Consider the following 20,032-nt stretch of genomic DNA (forward strand, 5'->3'; position numbering starts at 1 on the left):
TGACCTTTACAGCAGAGGATTAACGCAGGCCCTGGCTAAAGCAGCCGGCGGGCCTTCAGCGCGGCGCCGAGCGTGCCGTCATCGAGATAGTCGAGCTCGCCGCCCACCGGCACGCCATGGGCCAGCCGGCTGATCTGCACATTGAGCGGCCCGAGCCGGTCGGTGATGTAATGGGCCGTGGTCTGGCCTTCCACCGTGGCATTGGTGGCGATGATGACTTCCTTGATGCGGCTGTTCTGCACCCGGGCGATCAGGCCATCGACATTGAGGTCGGAGGGGCCGACGCCATCCAAGGCAGACAACGTGCCGCCAAGAACATGGTAGCGGCCACGGAACACGCTGGCGCGTTCCAGCGCCCAGAGATCGGCCACGCTTTCCACCACGCAGAGCAGGGCCTCGTCGCGGCGCGGATCGGTGCAGATGCCGCAAGGATCGCGGCTGTCGAGATTGCCGCAGGAGGAACAGGCATGCACGCTGTCGCCGACCTCTTTCAGTGTCGCGGCCAGCGGCAGCATCAGCGCGTCTTTTTTCTTCAGCAGATGCAATACGGCTCTGCGTGCAGACCTTGGGCCCAGGCCCGGTAGCCTGGCCAGCAGCTGGATCAGCCGCTCGATCTCCGGTCCAGCCACGCCTTAAATCCTCAGAAGGGCAGCTTCATGCCCGGCGGCAGCGGCAGGCCGGCCGTCATCTTCTGCATCTGCTCGGCCATCTCGCGGTCGGCGCGGCCCTTGGCATCGGCATGGGCGGCTTTGATGAGATCTTCCAGCACCTCGCGCTCGTCTTCCTTCAGCAGCGCCGGATCGATCTTGATGCTTTTCATCTCGCTCTTGCCGTTCAGCGTCACCGTCACCATGCCGCCGCCGGCGGTGCCCTGCACCTCGCGCAGCTCCAGCTCGGCCTGCATCTCCTGCATCTTGGCCTGCATCTGCTGCGCCTGCTTCAGCATGTTGCCCAGATTCTTCATGGCGGAAACTCCTCAGTCCAGCTCGTCGAGCGGATCGACATCGTCGGTGACATAGGCATCGGCGGCCTCGTCCGCCACCGGCTCGTCGGCCACCAGGGGCATCACTTCGCGCACCTCGCCCAGCACCGCACCGGGGAATGTGAGCAGCACCGCCTGTACCAGCGGATGCGCCTGCACATGGGCGCGGCGGCGGAGATCGTCGGCCTGCTCCTGCTCGGCCAAAGTCGGCTCGCCGGGCGCCTTGCTTAAGCTCACCACCCAGCGCTGGCCGGTCCAGGCTTTCAGCTTTTCGATCAGGCGTCCGGGCAGATCGTGATGGGCGCCGCTGTCGAGGCGCAGCTCGATGCGGCCCGGCTCGAAGCTGACCAGATGCACATCGTTGACCAGCTCGCCGGCCAGCATGCCCTCGCGCATCTCCTTGCACAGCGCCACCACGGCGGGGAAATTCACCGGCATGGCCGCGAGCGCCACCGTCTCGCCGGGCTGGGGCTGGGCAGAGGCCATCGCACGCGGCTGCGTCGCGACCGCGGCGCTGGTTCCGCCGCCACCACCACCTGACGGACCGCGCGACGGGGGCGCCACACCCGGCCCACCCTTGTCACGCCATTCCTTCGCCAGATCGCCGGGCGAGGGCAGATCGGCGGCATAGGCAAAGCGCACCAGCACCATTTCGGCGGCGGCTAGCGGCACTGGCGCCGAACGCACTTCGGCCAGACCTTTCAGCAGCATCTGCCAGCTGCGCGCCAGCACCGGCATGCCGAGCTTGGCCGCCAGCTCCTTGCCGCGGCTGCGCTGGGTCTCGGGCAACGTCACATCGTCAGGCGTGCCGCCGATCACTTTGACGCGCGTCAGCCAGTGCACCAGGTCGAGCATGTCCTGCAGCACCACGGCCGGATCGGCGCCGACGCGATACTGCGCCTGCAGGTTTTCCAGCGCCTCGGGCAACTGCCCATGCAGCAGTTGGTCGAGCAGCGCGAAAATCTGGCCGCGATCGGCGAGGCCCAGCATGTCGCGCACCAGTTCGGCATTCACCGTGCCGGCGCCATGGGCAATCGCCTGGTCGAGCAGCGACAGGCCGTCGCGCACGGAACCTTCGGCGGCGCGCGAAATCAGCGTCAGCGCGTCATCGTCGATCTCGGCTTTCTCTTCGCCGGCGATGCGTTTGAAATGCGCGTTCAGCACGGCGATCTCGACGCGCTTGAGATCGAAGCGCTGGCAGCGCGACAGCACCGTCACCGGCACCTTGCGGATCTCGGTGGTGGCGAAGACGAACTTCACATGCGGCGGCGGCTCTTCCAGGGTCTTCAGCAGGCCGTTGAAGGCCGCCGTGGAGAGCATGTGCACTTCGTCGATGATGTAGATCTTGTAGCGCGCCATCGACGGGGCGTAGCGCACCGCTTCGATGATCTCGCGGATATCGCCGATGCCGGTGCGCGAGGCGGCGTCCATCTCGAAGACATCGGGATGCCGGTCCTCGGCGATGGCTTTACAGTTATCGCAAACGCCGCAGGGCGAAATGGTCGGGCCGCCCTTGCCATCCGCGCCGGTGCAGTTGAGCGCACGGGCGATGATGCGGGCGGTGGTGGTTTTGCCCACGCCGCGGACGCCGGTGAGGATGAAGGCCTGGGCGATGCGCCCGGTGGCGATGGCGTTGGTGAGGGTGCGGACCAGCGCATCCTGGCCGATCATCTCGGCGAAATTGCTGGGTCGGTATTTGCGCGCGAGAACGCGATAGGGCGCCGGCTGACTCATGGACCTAACATGCCGTGCGCGGACCGAAAATTAAAGCGTTCGGGGGCAAAGGTGGGAGGCTGACAACGACCCGAACGGGAACTCGTTACGGCTGCTTCCTTCCGGACCTGACCGGGTTGGCGAGACGCTCGTCCACCGCCAACCTCCCGGGGCCTTATATCAAGCATCGGCCCGCACAATTCAAGCCGCCGAACCCCGGATTCGCCGGGCCCGGCAATGGACGGCGCGACGCGATTATGCCAGCGTTTCGGCATGGTTAGCCCCGAGACATCGCCAAACCCCGCCCGGCCGCCGCGCCCTGTCGGTTTCACCGGCTCGCATCTGGACCGCGCCGGCAATCCGCGCCGCGACCCGGCCTGGCTGAGCCAGCAGCGCACACGGACCGACGCCCGCTTCCTCATGCTGCGCGAGCTGAAGGCGCTGATCGACATCACCACCAAGCCCGCCGGCATCGCCTGGCTCGATGCCGGCCAGGCCCGGCCCTTCGAGTCGCTGCCCACGATCTTCCTCGGCGTCGATCCCGCCGGCATCCCGCATTTCGCCATCGACGGCGACACAAGCGACGCCACCGCCGGGCTGCACAGCGAAACCGAGAAATACATCGACGTGCGCAGCATCGCCGCCCAGCTCCGGCCCGAAGAGGCCGCGATCCTGGCCCAGGCGCGCAGCGTGACCGACTGGCACCAGCGTCACGGCTTCTGCGCGCAATGCGGCGCCAGGACCGCGGCCGGCGATGCCGGCTACATGCGCAAATGCACGTCTGAATCCTGTGGCGCGCAGCATTTTCCGCGCACCGATCCGGTGGTCATCATGCTGGCGGTGCGCCGCGATCCCACCACCGGCGAAGACATGGTGCTGATGGGCCGGCAGGGCCGCATGGCGCCGGGCATGTATTCGGCGCTGGCCGGCTTCATGGAACCGGGCGAAAGCCTGGAAGAAGCCGTACGCCGCGAAATCCTGGAGGAATCCGGCATCAAAACCGGCGCGGTGCGTTACCTGATGTCGCAACCCTGGCCCTTCCCGTCTTCGCTGATGATCGGCTGCGTCGCCGAAGCCACCAGCGCCGAGATCACGGTGGACCCCACCGAACTGGAAGACGCCCGCTGGTTCCGGCGCAGCGAGCTGCCCGAGATGCTGGAGCGCGGCAAGCAGCGCCTGCCCAACAGCCCGACCAGCCCGGACGATCCGCCCTGGATGCCGCCGCCGCTCAGCCTGGCGCATCAGATCGCCAAGGCCTGGCTCAATGGCGCCTGACGGCGCCGGGGCCTGGCTGGCTGGCGCCTGTCCGGTCCAAAGCGGACCACGACGGTACCAACCTGGACCAAATGGAGCCAAACTGGGCCAAAACCATCCAAAGTCAGCCAGCATAAGAATGGCGAAAAACCTGATTTTAAGCCGAAATCACCCTTAACTTTGGGGTTTTCAGGCTTTCCGGGCCGATTCTCGACCTGAAAGACCTGTTTTTGCCCGACACAAGGATGATTTCGGCCTGTTTGGGCCTGCTTCGCTCCTGTTCCAGCCGATTTCATCCGGCTCAGGCCGGTTTCAGCCACCGTCGGGCGCAAAAAAGCCGCAAATCCAATCCACGATGTCAAACAGCGGTATCCGCCCGGATACTGCTCGAGCAGAACAAGAACAATAGTGGAACATATTCTGTAAAAAAAGCAAGACCACCGGCTTGCTGTGCCTGCGCCGGGCTGCTCAGCTTCCGCCATGACCCAGACCGACAGCCTGCCGCGCGCCATCACGGCCATCGCCAGCTACCACGCCCATGTCTATTTCGATGGCCCGGCCCAGCGCGAGACGGCCGCCTGGCTGCGCGACCGCATCGACGAGCAGTTTGTGCTGCGGATCGGCCGCTGGCATGACCGGCTGGTCGGGCCGCATACCAGGCCGATGTACCAGCTCGCCTTCACCACCGCGCTGTTCCCTGTTCTGGTGCCCTGGCTGATGATCAACCGGCGGGGCTTAAGCGTGCTGGTGCATCCCAACACCGACAACCCCTACGACGACCATCTGGTGCATGCCCTGTGGCTGGGCGAACGCCTCGACATCAATGGCGCCGCGCTGCCGCACCGGATCGAGCCGGACGAAACGCCGGAAGACACCACGCCGAATACGAAGGTGACGCCGGCAGGCTAGGCCGCCAGCGCCTCTGCCGCCTTCTGCAGGCCCTCGAGCCGACCCTCGATCTGCGGCCGCGTCTCGGGATGGGTGAGGATGTAGAACGCCCCCGCTTCGATGCCGGCCAGCACCTTTTGCGCAAACACATCGCCCGGCATCTTCACCGCCAGCATCGCCTCGAAGGCGGCGCGGATGCGGGCGAGCTGATCCGGCGGCGTGCGGCTGCTCGCCTGCAGATGCGATGGCCGGTTGCGGTCGGACTCGGTGATACGCGACTCCACCACGCCGGGGCAGACCACCGAGACACTGAGTCCCGACTGCGTGATGGCCAGCTCCTGCGCCAGGCTTTCGCTCAAACCCACCACGGCGTATTTCGACGCGCCGTAAGCCGACATGAAGGGCGGCGCGGTGAGGCCGGCTAATGACGCCACATTCACCACATGGCCGCGCCGGTGCCGCAGCATGCGCGGCAGGAAGGCACGGATGCCGTTCACCACGCCCTGCACATTCACGTTCAGAACCCAGGTCCAGTCCTGCGGGTTGCTGTCCCACAGCGGCCCGAGCAGGCCACCGACGCCGGCATTATTGAACAGCAGGTCGACGGTGAGAAAGCGCTGCTCCACCTGCTGCGCCACCGCCTGCATGGCGGCAGCATCGGAGACGTCGCAGGCATAAGCCTCGACCGCATAGCCATGGCCGCGCAGCGCGGCGGCGGCCGCAGCGAGCGCGGCCTCCTCGACATCGATCAGCGCCAGCGACAGGCCGCGGGCACCGAGCGCCCGGGCGAGCGCCAAGCCGATCCCGCTGGCGCCGCCGGTGATGACGGCCACCTGTTTCGGTTCGAATTTCATGAGGTCGGTCCTTAAATAATAAGCGTCATGGGATTTCGCCTGGCAAAGCCGCCGTGAAGCGGCCGAGCAGACTGCCGAGCGTGGCAATCTCTTTTTCGGTCCAGCGGTCGCGGAACAGGTCGGCTGCGGCGCGCCGCAGCGTGTCTTCCGCTTCCGCCACGCGGGTCCGGCCGGCCTTGGTCAGCACGACATAGGCCACACGGGCATCGCGCGGATCAGACTCGCGCTTCACATAGCCGGATTTCTCCAGCGGCAGCGCCATGCGCGTGATGGTCGACTGGCTGCTGTTCAGCATGGCGGCCAAATCGACACGGCGCAGACGCTGCAGCGGCGCGCGCGCCAGATGCATCATCAGCATCAGTTCGCTCAGACCCAGCCCGTGCACCGAGGCCAGCCCGGGACCTAGGCGGGCCTCAAGGAAGGACTGGGCGCGGAACAGGCGCAGGATGGCGGCATAGGATTCGGCTTCGGTGCTCATGGCGCCGATTATAGCCGATATAATTCCGTACGCAAGTTGTTTTGAAGTTTATTTGAGGACGAGTTACTTCCCCAGCATGCCGAGCAGCTTGCGCGCTGCCGCTGATGGCGTGATCTTGCCCGCCGCCACCGCCTTCTGCTGCTTGGGCAGTTCGGCGGCAATCGCCGGATCGGTCTTCAGCCAGTCGAGCAGGCCGTCCTGCAGCTCACGCAGCAGCCAGCCCTCGGCCTGGTGACGGCGCTGGGCCGCGAAGCTGCCGGACTGTTCCAGCGCCGTACGGAATCTGCCAATGGCAGTCCACACCTCGGCGATGCCGTCGTTGAACAGCGCCGAAACCAGCAGCACATCCGGCACCCATTCGGGATGGCGCGGGCGCATCAGCTGCAGCGCCATGCGGTAATCGGCAGCGGCGAGCCGCGCGCTGGGCAGCAGGTCGCCATCGGCCTTGTTGACCACGATCAGGTCGGCCAATTCCATAATGCCACGTTTAATACCTTGAAGGTCGTCGCCGCCGCCGGGCGCCAGCAGCAGCAGGAACATATCCACCATGCCGGCCACCGTGGTTTCCGACTGGCCGACGCCGACGGTTTCCACCAGCACGACATCGAAGCCGGCAGCCTCGCAGAGCAGCACGGCTTCCCGCGTGCGCCGCGCCACGCCGCCGAGCGAACCGCCCGACGGCGAGGGGCGGATGAAGGCATTAGGATCGCGGCTAAGCTGCTCCATGCGGGTCTTGTCGCCGAGAATCGAACCGCCCGAGAGCGCCGAGGAGGGATCGACCGCCAGCACCGCGACCTTCAGGCCCAGCCCTCCGTCTTCTTTGGGCTTCGTGAGCGAGAGTCCAAAGCTTTCGATGAAGCTGGACTTGCCGACGCCGGGCGTGCCGGAAATACCGAGCCGCACCGCACCGCCGGCCCCCTGTTCGCCAGTATGGGGCAGCACCGCCTGCAGCAGCGTCTCGGCCGCCACCCGGTCGGTGGCATGGCGCGATTCCACCAGGGTGATGGCGCGGGCCAGCGCGCGGCGGTCGCCGCTCAGCAGGCGCGCGGCCAGCGCGGCGGGATCGTCGGTGCGGCGGGCGGGTTTGAGCGCGGGCGACATGGCCCGACCTTAGCCGAAGCGGCCGCGGATTGGCCACTGGCCACCGCACGCTCCCGCCTGTGACGGTCACGGCGACGGCGGGTTTTTGCCATTCCGCGATTGACAGGGAGTCGTCCGGATTCGTATCCCATAGGCAGTCATGGCGAATCGGTCCGACGAAGCCGCCCATCCCAACCCGCTGCAGCTGCTGGTGCAGGCGCGGGCGGAACAGGTGCGCGCCGGTCAACTTGAGCTTGCCCAGCCACAGGCGGTACCGGTGGCGCCGGCTGCCGCACCGGCCGCCGCTTACGATCCGGCCACGCCCTACGATCCCGCCGCCATTGCCGCGCGCATCGATCTGATGCGCGGCCGCTTCGCCAAGGCGCGTGACGACCTGGTGTCGGCCCTGCTGTTCCTGGGCGACGCCCAGCAGGACTGCAATGCCCTGAGCGAGGCCTGCGCCGCCAACCGCTGGACCATGATGGCCAGCGGCGTGGCGCTCTTAAGCGACTCCTTACGCCGCGCCCTGCCATCGGAATCGCGCCATCTCGATCTCATCGGTCTGCTGATCGATGCGCTTTATGCCCTGCGGCGGGCGGAAACCCGCCCGGATATGGGCCGGGCCGGGGCCGATCTGCTGCGCGGCCTGAAGCTGGCGATCAACCGCGAGTTGCCCTCCACCTACGCCTGAACCGATCCGTCCCGGTCCGGACGGCACATCTGGGCGCCATCACAAAGAATTCGGTTTTTTCGTCTCGGAAAAGCCTGAGTCGAGGCGTAAAATGCCGGCCATGGGCAAGCCTGTGTCATATGCACTGATCGGGGGTCTGCTGCTCGGCCTGGGCATCGACGTGACGTCGCTGCGCGCCGCCGCCGATCCCGAGGAAAGCCTGCGCGACGCCAATATCTCCTTCGGCCTATACACGCTCGGCACCAAGGGCATGGATATCGGCATGACCATGCGCCGCGATGCCGAGAGCCTGCAGGTGGAAACCGCCATGCGCACCGCCGGCGTGCTGAACTTCGCCACCCGCTTCATCATGACCGGCCAGGCGCTGGCGCGCGTCGCCGACGACCGCTATGTCCCGGTGCGCTATGTCACCGACAGCGATGGCACCTGGTCGAAACGCGCCACCCGCATGAGCTGGGGCGCCGATGGCCTGCCGGTGGCCATCGTCGAGCCGCCCAATGACGAGGATGACCGCGAAGAGGTCTCCGACCTGCTGAAAGCCAACACGCTGGATCCCAACACCGCGATGATCGCCCGGCTGCTTCGCCATGGGAGCCAGACTGGGGGCGAGACCAGCGCGACGCCGCCCTGCGACGGCATGGATGCGATCTATGACGGGCGGCGGCGCTACAACATGCATTTCACGGCGCTCGGCCCCGACAGTGTGGCGCCGCATAACCGCACCGCCTATAGCGGCCCGGCGTATAAGTGCCAGGCCAAGGTGGAACCGGTGGCCGGCTACAGCCGCAAATTCCTCGCCGAATGGAGCGAGAAGGACGAGCAGCCGACCATCATCTGGCTGGTGCAGCCGCCGGGCTTCACCGCCTGGGTGCCGGTGCAGCTGGAGGCCAGCACGCGGCTGGGCACCGCGCGGGCCTGGATCAGCGGCGCGACCCTGAACGGGCGCCAGTGGCTGGCGCCACTGGGACCGATCCGCGCCGAACTGCCCAAAGAAAACTACCAATAGGCGGGCCTGACCCCAACCATGACCCCGACCCGCAAAATCCTGGTGGCCGACGATGCCACCGTTGGCCGCGCTGTCTTCGACAAGCTATTGAATGCCCTGGGATTTCAGCCACTATTCGCCAGCGACGGCCGCAATGCCGTCAACCTGTTCATCGAGCATCCCGAGGTGGCCGCCATCCTGATGGATGTGCGCATGCCGGGCCTGAACGGCATCAAGGCGACCCAGGAAATCCGCCTGTCGGGCGGAACGCGTGGCATGGCGGTGCCGATCATCGGGATCACGGCGGCCGATGGCGAGGAAGTGCGGCGCGAATGCCTGGGCAGCGGCATGAACGAGGTGCTGATCAAGCCGATCGATCCCCGGGCCCTGGTCGAGGCGATACGACGGCTTGTTGTTTAAGATATTGAAATAATTATATAAAATAGTTAAAATCGTCGCCCTCGGGCTTGTCCCGAGGGTCCATCCCATGGTTCCGCGGTCCGGAAAGGGCCCATAGACCCTCGGAATAAATCCGAGGGTGACGCCGGGAGGGGTGGTCCGGGGTTGACTTAAAGGCCTCAAAAGGCTTTATTCCGCCCGCTTTCTGAAGCTTTGGAAGCAATCCGGTCCGAGGACCGCCGTCCGTCCGCGAGTGTCGCGCACGGGCGTCGTTTCGTTTTGGATCATTTGATGAGGTTTTCAGGGTCGACATGTTCGAATCTCTGAGCGGCAAACTGGGAGACGTCTTCGAGCGGCTGCGCAAGCGCGGCGCGCTGTCGGAGTCTGACGTCTCGGAAGCGCTGCGCGAGGTGCGCGTCGCCCTGTTGGAAGCCGATGTCGCGCTTCCCGTCGTGAAGACCTTCATCGACGGCGTGAAGGCGAAGGCCGTCGGCCAGGATGTGCTGCGCTCGGTCACCCCGGGCCAGATGGTCATCAAGATCGTCCACGATCATCTCGTCGAGATGCTGGGCGGCGGCGATGCCGAGGATGACGGCGCCGGCATCAGCCTGAATGCCGTGCCGCCGGTGCCGGTGCTGATGGTCGGCCTTCAGGGCTCCGGTAAAACCACCAGCACCGCGAAGATCGCGCTGCGGCTGATGAATAAAGAGCGCAAGAAGGTGCTGATGGCGTCGCTCGACGTCTATCGCCCGGCTGCGCAGGAACAGCTCAAGATTCTCGGCGAGCAGAACAGCATTCCGGTGCTGCCCATCGTCGCCGGCCAGATGCCGGTGGATATCGCCAAGCGCGCGCTGCAGGCCGCCAAGCTCGGCGGCTATGACGTGCTGATGCTGGACACCGCCGGCCGGCTTCACGTTGACGAAGCGCTGATGCTGGAAGTGGCCGCGGTGCGCGACGCCGTGCAGCCGCATGAGACGCTGCTGGTCGCCGACAGCCTCACCGGCCAGGATGCGGTGAATGTTGCGAAAAGCTTCAACGACCGCCTGGGCATCAGCGGCATCGTGCTGACCCGCGTCGATGGCGATGGCCGCGGCGGTGCCGCGCTTTCGATGCGCGCCGTCACCGGCAAGCCGATCAAGCTGATCGGCGTCGGCGAAAAGGTCGATGCCATCGAGCCCTTCCATCCGCAGCGTATCGCGCAGCGCATCCTCGGCATGGGCGATATCGTGTCGCTGGTCGAGAAGGCCGCCGAGACGATCGAGAAGGAAGAAGCCGAACGCCTCGCCGCCCGCGTCCAGAAGGGCCTGTTCGACATGGACGACATGGCCAGCCAGCTCAAGCAGCTGCGCAAGATGGGCGGCATGTCGGGCGTGATGAACCTGCTGCCCGGCGTCGGCAAGGCCAAGGCCGCGATGGCCGCCGCCAATGTGGACGAAAGCGTGCTGAAGCGCCAGGAAGCCATCATCAGCTCGATGACCAGGGGCGAGCGCAAGAATCCCAAGGTGATCCAGGCTGCGCGCAAGAAACGCATCGCCGCCGGGTCGGGCACTTCGGTGCAGGACGTCAACAAGCTGCTGAAGCAGCATCTGCAGATGGCCGACATGATGAAGCGCATGTCGAAGCTGGGGCAGAAAGGTTTCATGCGCAGCATGGGCGGGATGATGGGCGGAATGCCCGGCATGCCAAAACTTCACTAGAAGGCCTGGGCTGCACTGATCAGTTTCGCGTATTCGAGTTTCAACGTTTATCTGAAAGGAAGATCATGTCCGTCAAGATCCGTATGACCCGCGGCGGTGCCAAGAAGCGCCCCTATTACCGTATCGTTGTCGCCGACTCGCGCAGCCCGCGCGATGGCCGTTTCATCGAGCGCATCGGTTCCTATGATCCGATGCTGCCGAAGGACCGCGAGCGCGTGACGCTCGACGTCGAGCGCTGCAAGTACTGGCTGAGCCAGGGCGCGACCCCGTCGGACCGCGTCGCCCGCTTCTTCACCAAGGCCGGCCTGGTCACCACCTGGGCCCATGGCAACAACCCGGAGAAGGGCAAGCCGAAGGCGAAGGCCCAAGAGCGCATCAAGGCTGCCGAGGAAGCTGCCAAGGCCGCTGCCGAAGCCGCTGCCAAGCCCGCCGAAGAAGCCGCTGCTTCGTAAGTTGACGGGATGAGCGGCAGACTTCTGCTGGGCGTCGTGATCGGCGCACAGGGCATCCGCGGCGAGGTGAAGGTGAAAGCCTTCACCGCAGAGCCGGAAGCGCTCGGGGATTACGGTCCCCTGCAGGATGCCGGTGCGACGAAGACGTATCCGCTGAAGGTGCTGCGACTCTCACCGGGCAAGGCGAACGACATTGTGATTGCGCGTATCAAGGGCGTCGAAGACCGCAATGCGGCCGAGGCGCTGAAGGGCACCGAGCTTTATGTCGCTCGCTCTGCCCTGCCCCAGGCCGGCGATGGCGAGTTCTACCATGCCGATCTGGTCGGCCTGACGGCTGCGTTGCCGGACGGTCGGGTGCTGGGCCAGGTGGTGGCCGTGCACAATTACGGCGCCGGCGACATGCTGGAGGTGAAAACCGCCAAGGACGGCTCTGGGGGCCGTTCGGCGATGGTGCCCTTTACCGACGACGCGGTCCCGGTTGTGGATCTCGCCGGCGGCCGGGTGACGGTGGAGCCGGCCTTCTGGCTGGGCGCACCGGAAACCGAGGAGGACCGCAAGGCCGAGGCTGCAGAGCTGGCGGCCGAGCGGGCGGCCGAACAGGCCGGGGGCTGAGGTGAGTACGGCGCCGGTGCGGCCGTGGGAGGCGCGGATACTGACCCTGTATCCGGCCATGTTCCCCGGCCCGCTGGGGCAGAGTCTGGCCGGCAAGGCCCTGGCCGAGGGCAAGTGGCGCCTGACGGCGGTGGACATTCGCGATTTCGCACGCGATAAACACCGCTCCGTCGACGACACCCCCTTCGGTGGCGGGCCCGGCATGGTGATGCGGCCCGATGTTCTGGCCACGGCGATCGACGAGACGCTGGCGGCAGCAGAGGGCGATATCAGCGGCCAGCCGCTGATCTATTTTTCGCCGCGCGGCCGGCGCCTGGATCAGGCGCTGGTGCACGAGGCGAAGGCGGCAGGCGGAGCAACCTTGCTCTGCGGCCGCTTCGAGGGGGTGGACGAGCGTCTGCTGCAGGCGCGCCCCGTTGTCGAGGTCAGCCTCGGCGACTTCGTCCTGTCGGGTGGCGAGATCGCCGCATATGCACTGCTCGATGCAGTCGTGCGGTTGCTGCCCGGGGTGATGGGTGCCGAAGAGTCCGGCACCGAGGAGAGTTTCGCGGACGGTCTGCTGGAATATCCCCAGTATACCCGGCCGCAGGAGTGGGAAGGCCTGGCAGTGCCCGATGTGCTGCTGTCCGGCCACCACGAGAAGATCGCAGCCTGGCGGCGTGCGATGGCGGAAGAGATCACCGCCCGACGCCGCCCGGACCTGTGGGACGACTACCGTCGGCGCCGCAAGGATGCCGGCAGAACCAGTTGAACGCGTTTTGAACTTTTGGAAGAAGAAAGGCTGAGTGCCATGAACCTGATGCAGCAGATCGAGAAAGAGCAGTCCGATGCCCTGGTGGCGGCGCGCGCCGTGCCGGATTTCGCCCCGGGCGACACGCTCACCGTCAACGTGAAGGTGGTCGAAGGCGGCCGCGAGCGCGTGCAGGCCTATGAAGGCGTGTGCATCGCCCGCTCGAACCGCGGCGTGAACTCCTCCTTCACCGTGCGCAAGATCAGCTACGGCGAAGGCGTCGAGCGTATCTTCCCGCTGTACAGCCCGCGCATCGAATCGATCGTGGTGGTCCGCCGCGGCGACGTGCGTCGCGCCAAGCTGTACTACCTGCGTGGCCGCACCGGTAAGGCCGCCCGCATCACCGAGAAGCGCGACGCCAGCGGCAAGATCGCCAAGGCCTAAGTGCTGTCAGCCGGCTTCGTGCCGGCTGAGCGAGCTTGAGAGTTTGAAGCCGCCTGCCGGATGCAAAATCCGGCGGGCGGCTTTTCGTTTTTCCGGTTTGCTACTCTGCGGCTTCGCGCGCCGACGCCAGCTGCGGGCCGTTCTTCGCCGCCCATTTGCCGAGCTCGTCCAGCACCGGACGCAGCGAGAGGCCCAGATCGGTGAGCCAGTATTCAACCTTTGGCGGCACGGCAGCGTGAATGCGGCGGCCGACCAGCCCGGCGGTTTCGAGCGCCCGTAGCTGCTTGGTCAGCTCTTTCTGCGTGATCAGCGGGATGGCGCGCGACAGCTCGCTGAACCGCAGCGGAGCCCCTCTGGCCCGGGCGAGCGTCAGGATGATCGGCACCGCCCATTTGTTGGCAATGAGATCGAGCGTGGCGCAGATCATGCGCGCGCAGAGCGGCTGACCGTCGGCGGTCAGATCGTGGCGGAAATCCAGGTCGCTTTCAGTAGCCATTCGGTAAGTATAGAGGGTTTGGGTGCCTACTTGCAAATTGATAGTGCCATGAGCTATCCCTCGATCCCCCGCCAGGGCTTACAGTCCCGGCCGGGAAACGTAACCGGAGGGAATACCACCATGGCCAATCTCGATTTCTATTTCTCGCCTGGCGCCTGTTCGCTGGCGACGCATATCTGCCTTGAGGAAGCCGGCGCCAAGTTCACGCCGAAGCCGACCTATACCCGCAAGGGCCAGACCCGCACGCCGGAATACCTGGCGCTGAATCCCAAGGGCAAGGTGCCGATGCTGGGTGTGGACGGCAAGATGCTGACCGAGAACACCGCGATTCAGTATTACCTGAACCGCACCTATCCGAATGCCAAGCTGCTGCCGGCCGGCGATGCCCTGAAGGAAGCCGAGGCGCTGGCCTTCATCGCCTGGTGCGCGTCGGGCATCCATCCGGTGATGGGCCGCTTCTTCGGCCCGCAGAACTTCACCGACCTGCCCGACAGCGCCGACAACGTGAAGTCGCTGGCGGCCAAGGCCACGGCCGCCAATTTCGCCATCGTCGAAAAGGCGCTGGGGACCAAGGACTGGGTGTTCGGCGACTGGTCGGCGGCTGACGCCTATATCTTTGTCTTCTTCAACTGGGCGACCAAGCTCGGCCTCGATGTTTCGGCCTTCCCGAACTACGCCAAGCATTTCGAGCGCATGCAGCAGCGCCCCGCCGTGCAGCGTGCGATGGCCCGCGAAGCCGAAGCACTGGCGGCGATGGACAAGGCGGCCTGAGACCAGACTTCTGGCTAACACGAACGTGTTATCAGCATAACCGGGCGTGTTATTGGAAAACCCGGGGTGGCCCGATACAGTCGGGCCGCCCCGTTCAACACAACGACAACAACAATAAACACCAAGACAAGAAGGACTGACTCCCATGGCTTTGCTTGAGAAATTCGGCCCGCTGCTCGGCCGCATCCTGATCGCGATCCTGTTCGTGCCGGCCGGCATCAGCAAGATCGGCAACTTCGCCGGCACCGTCGGCTATGTGAAGTCGGCCAACCTGCCGCTGCCGGAAGTGGCCGCCGTCCTGGCAATTGTCATCGAGCTGGGCGTCGGCCTAGCGCTGCTGGTCGGCTTCAAGACCCGCTATGCCGCCCTGCTGCTGGCGCTGTTCACCCTGGTTGCCGCGCTCGGCTTCCACCAGTTCTGGGCCGTGCCGGAAGCGGCGAAGATGATCCAGCAGATCATGTTCACCAAGAACCTGGCGATCATCGGCGGCCTGCTGTTCGTGGCCGTCTACGGCCCGGGCCCGTTCAGCGTCGACAAGCGCTAAGCCGATTGTTGATCGGCGCGGATCGCGGACGCGATCTCGCGCAGGCCACGCGACAGCACAGGATCGCTGACGCGCGACAGTAAAAAGATGGCGGTTGCCGGCAACACCGGCAGCCGCTGTTTTTTTGTCAGCTCCACCATGCCGGGCAGCCGCGCCCGCCGCCCCAGCACCGCCACACCGAGCCCGGCCGACAGCGCCGCGGCAAGCGCACCGACGCCGCCGCCGGTGAAAGCCTCGGTCCAGTCGATGCGCGCCTGGTCGAGCGCGCGGATGCCGGCGGCCCGCACCGAACAGGGCGCCGCCAGCGCCACCAGCGGCAACGGTTCGCCGGCCTTCAGCTGGAAATCCGGCGCGGCGAACCAGCCGAGCCGGTCTTTCAGCAGCAGCTCGGCGCCGCGCGGGGGTTTGTTGCCGACCTGATGCAGGATGGCGGCATCAAGCTTGCCCTGCTCATACAGGCTGCCGAGGTCACTCGATAAACCAATGCGCACTTCCAGCTTCAGGCCGGGCAGGCGCGAACGCACGCGGCCCAGCAGGCCGGGCAGCTGTGCGCCGACCGCTTGGTCGCTGACGCCCAGCACCAGCGGGCGCTGAGGTTTGGCGTCCAGCGCCGCCAGCGCCGCATCATGGGCCGCCAGCACATGGCGGGCCTCGGTGACCAGCGTGTCGCCATCGGGGGTGAGCCGCACCAGGCGCGGCGTGCGTTCCAGCAGGCGGCGGCCGAGCCGCGCCTCCAACCGCTTGAGCCGCAGGCTGATCGCCGCCTGGCTGGTGCCGAGCGCCTCGGCCGCGCGGGTGAAGCTGCGGTAATCCGCCACCAGCACCAGGGCGCGTAGGGCATCGATGTCGAGGGCCGCTTCCATAATATCAATCCGTTATGACTGATATCATAATAGGTCGACTTCTGTAATGGTCAAGCCGACCCTATCCTGCCTCTCACGGGCCAGCAACGCCCGCAGACAGGAGCCACCCATGCCGATCATTCAGGTCAAATATTCCACCCCCAGCGACAAGCCCGGCCTCGTGCAGGCCATTGCCAAAGCGGCCAGCCGCATCTCGGCCGAACAGCTGCGCAAGGACCAGACGCTGACCGCCGTCACCGTGGAAGCCGTGCCGGCCGAGCACTGGTTCGCCGGCGGGCCGTCGCTGGCCGAGCAGAAGCTGGCCAGCTTCTTCCTCGACATCAAGATCGTGGAAAGCACCAACACCAAGGACGAGAAGGCCGCCTTCATCGCCGCCGTGTTCAAGACCATGGGCGAGCTGCTCGGGCCGCTGCATAACGAAAGCTATGTCTACGTCCATGACGTGCATGGCTATGCCTACGGCTTCGGCGGCCTGACCCAGGAGCGCCGCTATATCGCAGCCAAACTGGGCGTGCCAGCGGCGTAACGCCGCCACACTCGTTCCTTCAGGCCCCTCCTTCCTTCGGGCAATGGACGGCGCAGCGTGCAGACCGCATGCTGCGCCGATGTCCGTCCATCCCGTCATCGTCGCGGCAACACCCGATCCCGATTTCGTCGCCAGCCTGCCGGGCTGCGACTTTTCCGACGCCTTCACCATGACGGTGGCGCGCGGCGGCGTGGATGCGCGCGAGGTGGCGGCGCTGTGCTTCAGCAAGCTGCCAGACTGGGCCGGCTGGCTGCTGCGCCTGCGCAATGCGGTGATGCGGCGCTTCGGCCTGAAGACCGACGAGATGGTGCAGAGCCTGCCGGTGCTGCGCGAGGATGCCACCGAAGTGGTGGTCGGCCTCAATGACGACCATCTGGATTTCCGCACCCAGTTCCGCGTCGACACGCTGCGGCTCGGGCCCGAGGGACCCGATCTGGGTCTGGTCACGCTGACCACCATCGTGCGCACCCATAACCGGCTCGGCCGCGTCTACCTGACGATCATCATGCCCTTCCACAAGCTGATCGTACGCAGCCTGATGAAACGGGTGGCAGAGAAACTGGCCGAACAGGGCGACTGAGCCGCCTGCGACATCGTGAAGCGGGACGGCATCGCAACACCGGCCCATAGTGAGGAATGCCTACCGTCACGGTCGTCCCCGCCGATCCGGCCTTTGTCGCCAGCCTGCCCGGCTGCGATTTCGCCGATGCCTTCAGCGTCACCGTGGCGCGCCGCGATCTCGATGCGCGTATTCTCTCGGCCGAATTCTTCAGCACGCCACCGGCCTGGGCCAGCGCGCTGCTGGATATCCGCAATGCCGTGATGGGCCGACTCGGCTACAAGGCGCCGAAGATCCGCAAGGGCTTTCCGGTGCTGAGCGAGTCTGCCGAGGCCGTGGTTTCGGGCCTGGATGACGGCCATCTGGATTTCCGCGCGTTGATGAAGATCGATCCCGCCGCCACCGGCAGTCGCATCACCCTCACCACTGCCGTGCGCACCCATAACCGTCTGGGCCGCGTCTATCTCACGATCATCATGCCGTTCCACAAGCTGATCGTGCGCAGCATGGTGCGGCAGATGGCGTTGCGGCTGAGCGCGCCGGCCTAGGCCGGCGCTTTGACTTCTTCGGTGAGCCAATCGCGCATGGCTTTCAGGCGCGGCGCGTCGGCCATGTGTTCGAGGCAGACGAACCAGTAGGCATTGCTGAGTGGCAGGGTGGCGTCGAACAGCTGCACCAGGCGGCCGCCGGCGATCTCCTCGGCCACCATCGCCGGATCCATCACGGCGATGCCCATGCCCTGGACCGCCGCCTGGATCGCGTAACTGCGCGTCTCGAACATCTGGCCGATCACCGGATCGATATCGGTCTGGCCGGTCGCCTTGAGCCAGACACGCCAGTCCTCGCGGCGGTTCTGCGAATGCAGCAGCTTCTGGTTCTTCAGGTCTTCCGGTTTTTTGATGAGGTCCTTGAATTTCGGATGCGCCACCGGCACCAGCGCCTCGGCGAACAGCCGGGTCGATTTCAGGCCGGGCCAGTCGCCGTCGCCATAGCGGATCGCGCAGTCGATGCCCTCGCGCTCCAGGTCGGCCGGCTTCAGCGAGGTGGTGATGCGCACCTCGATATCGGGATAGGCCTCCTGGAAGCGCGGCAGGCGCGGGATGAACCAGCGCATGGCGAAGGTGGAGAGCATCGAGAGCGTCAGCGTGCCCTCGCCGCGCCGGGCCTCCAGCTTGGACAGCGCACTGACCAGGTAGTCGAAGCCCTGCTGCACGTCGGGCAGGATCAGCTGCCCCTCGGTCGACAGCACGAGGCCTTTTCTGGTCCGGTGGAACAGCGGCACCCCCAGCAGCTCCTCCAACTGGCGGATCTGGTGGGAAATGGCCGACAGCGTCACCGAGAGTTCCTCGGCGGCGGCGGTGAAATTGAGGTGGCGGCCGGCGGCTTCAAAGGCCTTCAGGGCGTTGAGGGGCAGCAGGCGGCGGCTGGGCAGATGGGCCATGGGAATTTCTTTTAAGCCGGAGGGGAATTTAAATCCACCCGGCCGAACACGATCCCCACTGGACGCGGGGGCCGCACTGGGTTTGAATCCCCGCCCCGTAACGCCCCTGCTCGCAATAAAAATACTCTGAAAGAACGGACCAGCTGCCATGACCGCGCCCCGCACCCTGTACGACAAGATCTGGGACAGCCATCTGGTCGATATCGACGCCGATGGGAACGGCCTGATCTATATCGACCTGCACCTTGTCCATGAGGTCACCTCGCCCCAGGCCTTCGCCGGCCTGAAGGCCGCCGGCCGCAAGGTCCGCCGCCCCGACCGCACCGTCGCCGTGCCCGACCATAACGTGCCGACCACCCCGGACCGCCTGCAGTTCATTTTCGAGGACGAGGAAGCCCGCATCCAAGTCGAGACGCTGGACCGCAATGCCAAGGAATACGGCGTCAACTATTACCCGATGAACGACGTCAACCAGGGCATCGTGCATATCGTCGGCCCGGAGCAGGGCTATACCCAGCCTGGCATGACCATCGTCTGTGGCGACAGCCATACCTCGACCCATGGCGCCTTCGGCAGCCTGGCCTTCGGCATCGGCACCTCAGAGGTCGAGCACGTGCTCGCCACCCAGACCCTGCCGCAGCGCAAGGCCAAGAACATGAAGATCAACATCGACGGTGAGCTGGGCCCGGGCGTCACCGCCAAGGACATCATCCTCGCCATCATCGGCAAGATCGGCACCGCCGGCGGCACCGGCTATGTAATGGAATACACCGGCAGCGCCATCCGCGCGCTCTCGATGGAAGGCCGCATGACGGTCTGCAACATGTCGATCGAAGCCGGCGCCCGCGCTGGTCTGATCGCGCCGGACCAGAAGACCTTCGACTATGTGATGGGCAAGCCGCATGCGCCCAAGGGCGCCGCCTTCGAGCAGGCGCTGGCCTGGTGGAAGACCCTGCCCTCTGACGACGGCGCCCATTACGACACGGTTGTGGAGCTGAAAGCCTCCGATATTGCGCCGCATATCACCTGGGGCACCAGCCCGCAGGACGTGGCGCCGATCACCGGCAGCGTGCCGAACCCGGCCGATGTGAAGGACGAGCAGAAGCGCATCGCCCTGGAACGTGCGCTCAACTACATGGGCCTGAAGGCCGGCGAGAAGCTGGACAGCGTGCCGATCCAGCGCGTCTTCATCGGTTCCTGCACCAACGGCCGCATCGAGGACATGCGCGCCGCCGCCGCCGTAGCCAAGGGCCGCAAGGTGGCCGCGGGTGTTCAGGCGATGGTGGTGCCGGGCTCAGGGCTGGTGAAGAACCAGGCCGAAGCGGAAGGCCTGGACAAGATCTTCGTCGAGGCCGGCTTCGAATGGCGCGAGCCCGGCTGCTCAATGTGCCTGGCGATGAACGCCGACAAGCTGAAGCCGGAAGAGCGCTGCGCCAGCACGTCCAACCGCAACTTCGAAGGCCGCCAGGGCGCGCGCGGCCGCACGCATCTGATGAGCCCGGCGATGGCTGTCGCCGCCGCCGTCACCGGCAAGCTCGCCGACGTGCGCAAGTTCATCTGAGCGAGGAGAAAG

The 20,032-nt window shown here is 65.8% G+C and carries 25 protein-coding genes and 1 other RNA gene; 16 read left to right on the forward strand and 10 right to left on the reverse strand.

What is annotated here, in order from left to right; translation table 11 throughout:
• Window positions 1-35 precede the first annotated feature (35 nt).
• From recR to ffs, 4 genes are all read right to left on the reverse strand, one after another.
• The gene (gene recR, locus AC1ROT_RS07870) at window positions 36-629 is read right to left on the reverse strand and encodes a recombination mediator RecR (RefSeq protein WP_492972773.1); all 594 of its coding nucleotides are present in this window, start codon (window positions 627-629) and stop codon (window positions 36-38) included.
• An 11-nt stretch (window positions 630-640) separates the two neighbouring features.
• Complete coding sequence (locus AC1ROT_RS07875; protein ID WP_492972772.1) at window positions 641-964, reverse strand: YbaB/EbfC family nucleoid-associated protein; 324 nt, start codon at window positions 962-964, stop codon at window positions 641-643.
• 12 nt (window positions 965-976) lie between these two features.
• Entirely contained in the window at window positions 977-2,716 is a 1,740-nt protein-coding gene (locus AC1ROT_RS07880; RefSeq protein ID WP_492998250.1) for a DNA polymerase III subunit gamma/tau, read from the reverse strand.
• Between the two features lie 51 nt (window positions 2,717-2,767).
• Window positions 2,768-2,863: signal recognition particle sRNA small type (gene ffs, locus AC1ROT_RS07885), an RNA gene on the reverse strand.
• 105 nt (window positions 2,864-2,968) lie between these two features.
• Here ffs and nudC point away from each other — a divergent pair.
• Window positions 2,969-3,970, forward strand: coding sequence for an NAD(+) diphosphatase (gene nudC / locus AC1ROT_RS07890; RefSeq protein ID WP_492998252.1), 1,002 nt, complete (start codon window positions 2,969-2,971; stop codon window positions 3,968-3,970).
• Between the two features lie 459 nt (window positions 3,971-4,429).
• Complete coding sequence (locus tag AC1ROT_RS07895) at window positions 4,430-4,858, forward strand: DOPA 4,5-dioxygenase family protein (RefSeq protein WP_492998254.1); 429 nt, start codon at window positions 4,430-4,432, stop codon at window positions 4,856-4,858.
• On the opposite strand, the gene AC1ROT_RS07900 is transcribed toward AC1ROT_RS07895, so the two are convergent.
• From AC1ROT_RS07900 to meaB, 3 genes are all read right to left on the reverse strand, one after another.
• Window positions 4,855-5,691, reverse strand: coding sequence for an SDR family NAD(P)-dependent oxidoreductase (locus AC1ROT_RS07900; RefSeq protein WP_492998256.1), 837 nt, complete (start codon window positions 5,689-5,691; stop codon window positions 4,855-4,857). The two genes, AC1ROT_RS07895 and AC1ROT_RS07900, sit on opposite strands and share 4 nt — an antisense overlap.
• A 25-nt stretch (window positions 5,692-5,716) precedes the next feature.
• Window positions 5,717-6,169, reverse strand: coding sequence for a MarR family winged helix-turn-helix transcriptional regulator (locus tag AC1ROT_RS07905; RefSeq protein WP_492998258.1), 453 nt, complete (start codon window positions 6,167-6,169; stop codon window positions 5,717-5,719).
• Window positions 6,170-6,232: 63 nt separating this feature from the next.
• The gene (gene meaB / locus AC1ROT_RS07910) at window positions 6,233-7,270 is read right to left on the reverse strand and encodes a methylmalonyl Co-A mutase-associated GTPase MeaB (RefSeq protein WP_492998259.1); all 1,038 of its coding nucleotides are present in this window, start codon (window positions 7,268-7,270) and stop codon (window positions 6,233-6,235) included.
• Between the two features lie 139 nt (window positions 7,271-7,409).
• On the opposite strand from meaB, the gene AC1ROT_RS07915 reads away from it, so the two are divergent.
• The 8 genes from AC1ROT_RS07915 to rplS all read left to right on the forward strand — a co-directional run bounded on the left by AC1ROT_RS07915 (window position 7,410) and on the right by rplS (window position 13,259).
• Complete coding sequence (locus AC1ROT_RS07915) at window positions 7,410-7,940, forward strand: hypothetical protein (RefSeq protein ID WP_492998260.1); 531 nt, start codon at window positions 7,410-7,412, stop codon at window positions 7,938-7,940.
• A 100-nt stretch (window positions 7,941-8,040) separates the two neighbouring features.
• On the forward strand, window positions 8,041-8,946 hold the full coding sequence (locus tag AC1ROT_RS07920) for a DUF3108 domain-containing protein (RefSeq protein WP_492998262.1): 906 nt from the start codon (window positions 8,041-8,043) through the stop codon (window positions 8,944-8,946).
• Between the two features lie 18 nt (window positions 8,947-8,964).
• Window positions 8,965-9,345, forward strand: coding sequence for a response regulator (locus AC1ROT_RS07925; RefSeq protein ID WP_492998264.1), 381 nt, complete (start codon window positions 8,965-8,967; stop codon window positions 9,343-9,345).
• A 290-nt stretch (window positions 9,346-9,635) separates the two neighbouring features.
• Window positions 9,636-11,021 (forward strand): signal recognition particle protein, encoded by a 1,386-nt coding sequence (gene ffh, locus AC1ROT_RS07930; RefSeq protein WP_492972760.1) that lies wholly within the window; start codon window positions 9,636-9,638, stop codon window positions 11,019-11,021.
• A 65-nt stretch (window positions 11,022-11,086) separates the two neighbouring features.
• A complete protein-coding gene (gene rpsP / locus AC1ROT_RS07935; protein ID WP_492972759.1) occupies window positions 11,087-11,473 on the forward strand; it encodes a 30S ribosomal protein S16 in 387 nt (128 codons plus the stop codon).
• A 9-nt stretch (window positions 11,474-11,482) separates the two neighbouring features.
• A complete protein-coding gene (gene rimM / locus AC1ROT_RS07940) occupies window positions 11,483-12,085 on the forward strand; it encodes a ribosome maturation factor RimM (protein WP_492998265.1) in 603 nt (200 codons plus the stop codon).
• 58 nt (window positions 12,086-12,143) lie between these two features.
• Entirely contained in the window at window positions 12,144-12,836 is a 693-nt protein-coding gene (trmD, locus tag AC1ROT_RS07945) for a tRNA (guanosine(37)-N1)-methyltransferase TrmD (RefSeq protein WP_493001141.1), read from the forward strand.
• Between the two features lie 39 nt (window positions 12,837-12,875).
• Window positions 12,876-13,259, forward strand: coding sequence for a 50S ribosomal protein L19 (rplS, locus tag AC1ROT_RS07950; protein ID WP_492972756.1), 384 nt, complete (start codon window positions 12,876-12,878; stop codon window positions 13,257-13,259).
• Between the two features lie 100 nt (window positions 13,260-13,359).
• Here the strand turns inward: rplS and AC1ROT_RS07955 are convergent, their stop codons facing one another.
• A complete protein-coding gene (locus AC1ROT_RS07955) occupies window positions 13,360-13,755 on the reverse strand; it encodes a winged helix-turn-helix transcriptional regulator (protein ID WP_492972755.1) in 396 nt (131 codons plus the stop codon).
• Window positions 13,756-13,875: 120 nt separating this feature from the next.
• Here AC1ROT_RS07955 and AC1ROT_RS07960 point away from each other — a divergent pair, with 120 nt between their 5' ends.
• The gene (locus AC1ROT_RS07960) at window positions 13,876-14,526 is read left to right on the forward strand and encodes a glutathione S-transferase family protein (RefSeq protein WP_492972754.1); all 651 of its coding nucleotides are present in this window, start codon (window positions 13,876-13,878) and stop codon (window positions 14,524-14,526) included.
• Between the two features lie 145 nt (window positions 14,527-14,671).
• A complete protein-coding gene (locus AC1ROT_RS07965; RefSeq protein WP_492972753.1) occupies window positions 14,672-15,070 on the forward strand; it encodes a DoxX family protein in 399 nt (132 codons plus the stop codon).
• On the opposite strand, the gene AC1ROT_RS07970 is transcribed toward AC1ROT_RS07965, so the two are convergent.
• Window positions 15,067-15,933, reverse strand: a complete 867-nt coding sequence (locus AC1ROT_RS07970; protein WP_492998266.1) for a LysR family transcriptional regulator — start codon at window positions 15,931-15,933, stop codon at window positions 15,067-15,069. The two genes, AC1ROT_RS07965 and AC1ROT_RS07970, sit on opposite strands and share 4 nt — an antisense overlap.
• A gap of 109 nt (window positions 15,934-16,042) precedes the next feature.
• Here AC1ROT_RS07970 and AC1ROT_RS07975 point away from each other — a divergent pair, with 109 nt between their 5' ends.
• The 3 genes from AC1ROT_RS07975 to AC1ROT_RS07985 all read left to right on the forward strand — a co-directional run bounded on the left by AC1ROT_RS07975 (window position 16,043) and on the right by AC1ROT_RS07985 (window position 17,566).
• Entirely contained in the window at window positions 16,043-16,459 is a 417-nt protein-coding gene (locus tag AC1ROT_RS07975) for a tautomerase family protein (protein ID WP_492972751.1), read from the forward strand.
• A 79-nt stretch (window positions 16,460-16,538) separates the two neighbouring features.
• Window positions 16,539-17,039 (forward strand): DUF2867 domain-containing protein, encoded by a 501-nt coding sequence (locus AC1ROT_RS07980; RefSeq protein WP_492998269.1) that lies wholly within the window; start codon window positions 16,539-16,541, stop codon window positions 17,037-17,039.
• 56 nt (window positions 17,040-17,095) lie between these two features.
• A complete protein-coding gene (locus tag AC1ROT_RS07985) occupies window positions 17,096-17,566 on the forward strand; it encodes a DUF2867 domain-containing protein (protein WP_492998270.1) in 471 nt (156 codons plus the stop codon).
• Here the strand turns inward: AC1ROT_RS07985 and gcvA are convergent.
• Window positions 17,563-18,459 carry a transcriptional regulator GcvA gene (gene gcvA, locus AC1ROT_RS07990; RefSeq protein WP_492972748.1) on the reverse strand — a complete coding sequence of 299 codons (897 nt, stop codon included), beginning with the start codon at window positions 18,457-18,459 and terminating at the stop codon, window positions 17,563-17,565. The genes AC1ROT_RS07985 and gcvA overlap by 4 nt on opposite strands.
• A 148-nt stretch (window positions 18,460-18,607) precedes the next feature.
• Between gcvA and leuC the strand changes: the two genes are divergently transcribed.
• Window positions 18,608-20,020, forward strand: coding sequence for a 3-isopropylmalate dehydratase large subunit (leuC, locus tag AC1ROT_RS07995; protein WP_492972747.1), 1,413 nt, complete (start codon window positions 18,608-18,610; stop codon window positions 20,018-20,020).
• Window positions 20,021-20,032: the final 12 nt, after the last annotated feature.

The organism is Ferrovibrio sp. GW821-FHT12E11 (assembly GCF_058806975.1).

Coding starts and splice junctions, on each gene's coding strand:
- AC1ROT_RS07980 (WP_492998269.1), top strand. CDS start 16,539: ATGTCCGTCCATCCCGTCATCGTCGCGGCAACACCCGATCCCGATTTC.
- AC1ROT_RS07975 (WP_492972751.1), top strand. CDS start 16,043: ATGCCGATCATTCAGGTCAAATATTCCACCCCCAGCGACAAGCCCGGC.
- AC1ROT_RS07920 (WP_492998262.1), top strand. CDS start 8,041: ATGGGCAAGCCTGTGTCATATGCACTGATCGGGGGTCTGCTGCTCGGC.
- AC1ROT_RS07970 (WP_492998266.1), bottom strand. CDS start 15,933: ATGGAAGCGGCCCTCGACATCGATGCCCTACGCGCCCTGGTGCTGGTG.
- AC1ROT_RS07915 (WP_492998260.1), top strand. CDS start 7,410: ATGGCGAATCGGTCCGACGAAGCCGCCCATCCCAACCCGCTGCAGCTG.
- AC1ROT_RS07965 (WP_492972753.1), top strand. CDS start 14,672: ATGGCTTTGCTTGAGAAATTCGGCCCGCTGCTCGGCCGCATCCTGATC.
- ffh (WP_492972760.1), top strand. CDS start 9,636: ATGTTCGAATCTCTGAGCGGCAAACTGGGAGACGTCTTCGAGCGGCTG.
- AC1ROT_RS07895 (WP_492998254.1), top strand. CDS start 4,430: ATGACCCAGACCGACAGCCTGCCGCGCGCCATCACGGCCATCGCCAGC.
- gcvA (WP_492972748.1), bottom strand. CDS start 18,459: ATGGCCCATCTGCCCAGCCGCCGCCTGCTGCCCCTCAACGCCCTGAAG.
- AC1ROT_RS07960 (WP_492972754.1), top strand. CDS start 13,876: ATGGCCAATCTCGATTTCTATTTCTCGCCTGGCGCCTGTTCGCTGGCG.
- AC1ROT_RS07985 (WP_492998270.1), top strand. CDS start 17,096: ATGCCTACCGTCACGGTCGTCCCCGCCGATCCGGCCTTTGTCGCCAGC.
- AC1ROT_RS07900 (WP_492998256.1), bottom strand. CDS start 5,691: ATGAAATTCGAACCGAAACAGGTGGCCGTCATCACCGGCGGCGCCAGC.
- meaB (WP_492998259.1), bottom strand. CDS start 7,270: ATGTCGCCCGCGCTCAAACCCGCCCGCCGCACCGACGATCCCGCCGCG.
- leuC (WP_492972747.1), top strand. CDS start 18,608: ATGACCGCGCCCCGCACCCTGTACGACAAGATCTGGGACAGCCATCTG.
- nudC (WP_492998252.1), top strand. CDS start 2,969: ATGGTTAGCCCCGAGACATCGCCAAACCCCGCCCGGCCGCCGCGCCCT.
- AC1ROT_RS07905 (WP_492998258.1), bottom strand. CDS start 6,169: ATGAGCACCGAAGCCGAATCCTATGCCGCCATCCTGCGCCTGTTCCGC.
- rimM (WP_492998265.1), top strand. CDS start 11,483: ATGAGCGGCAGACTTCTGCTGGGCGTCGTGATCGGCGCACAGGGCATC.
- AC1ROT_RS07880 (WP_492998250.1), bottom strand. CDS start 2,716: ATGAGTCAGCCGGCGCCCTATCGCGTTCTCGCGCGCAAATACCGACCC.
- AC1ROT_RS07955 (WP_492972755.1), bottom strand. CDS start 13,755: ATGGCTACTGAAAGCGACCTGGATTTCCGCCACGATCTGACCGCCGAC.
- AC1ROT_RS07925 (WP_492998264.1), top strand. CDS start 8,965: ATGACCCCGACCCGCAAAATCCTGGTGGCCGACGATGCCACCGTTGGC.
- AC1ROT_RS07875 (WP_492972772.1), bottom strand. CDS start 964: ATGAAGAATCTGGGCAACATGCTGAAGCAGGCGCAGCAGATGCAGGCC.
- rplS (WP_492972756.1), top strand. CDS start 12,876: ATGAACCTGATGCAGCAGATCGAGAAAGAGCAGTCCGATGCCCTGGTG.
- trmD (WP_493001141.1), top strand. CDS start 12,144: ATGTTCCCCGGCCCGCTGGGGCAGAGTCTGGCCGGCAAGGCCCTGGCC.
- rpsP (WP_492972759.1), top strand. CDS start 11,087: ATGTCCGTCAAGATCCGTATGACCCGCGGCGGTGCCAAGAAGCGCCCC.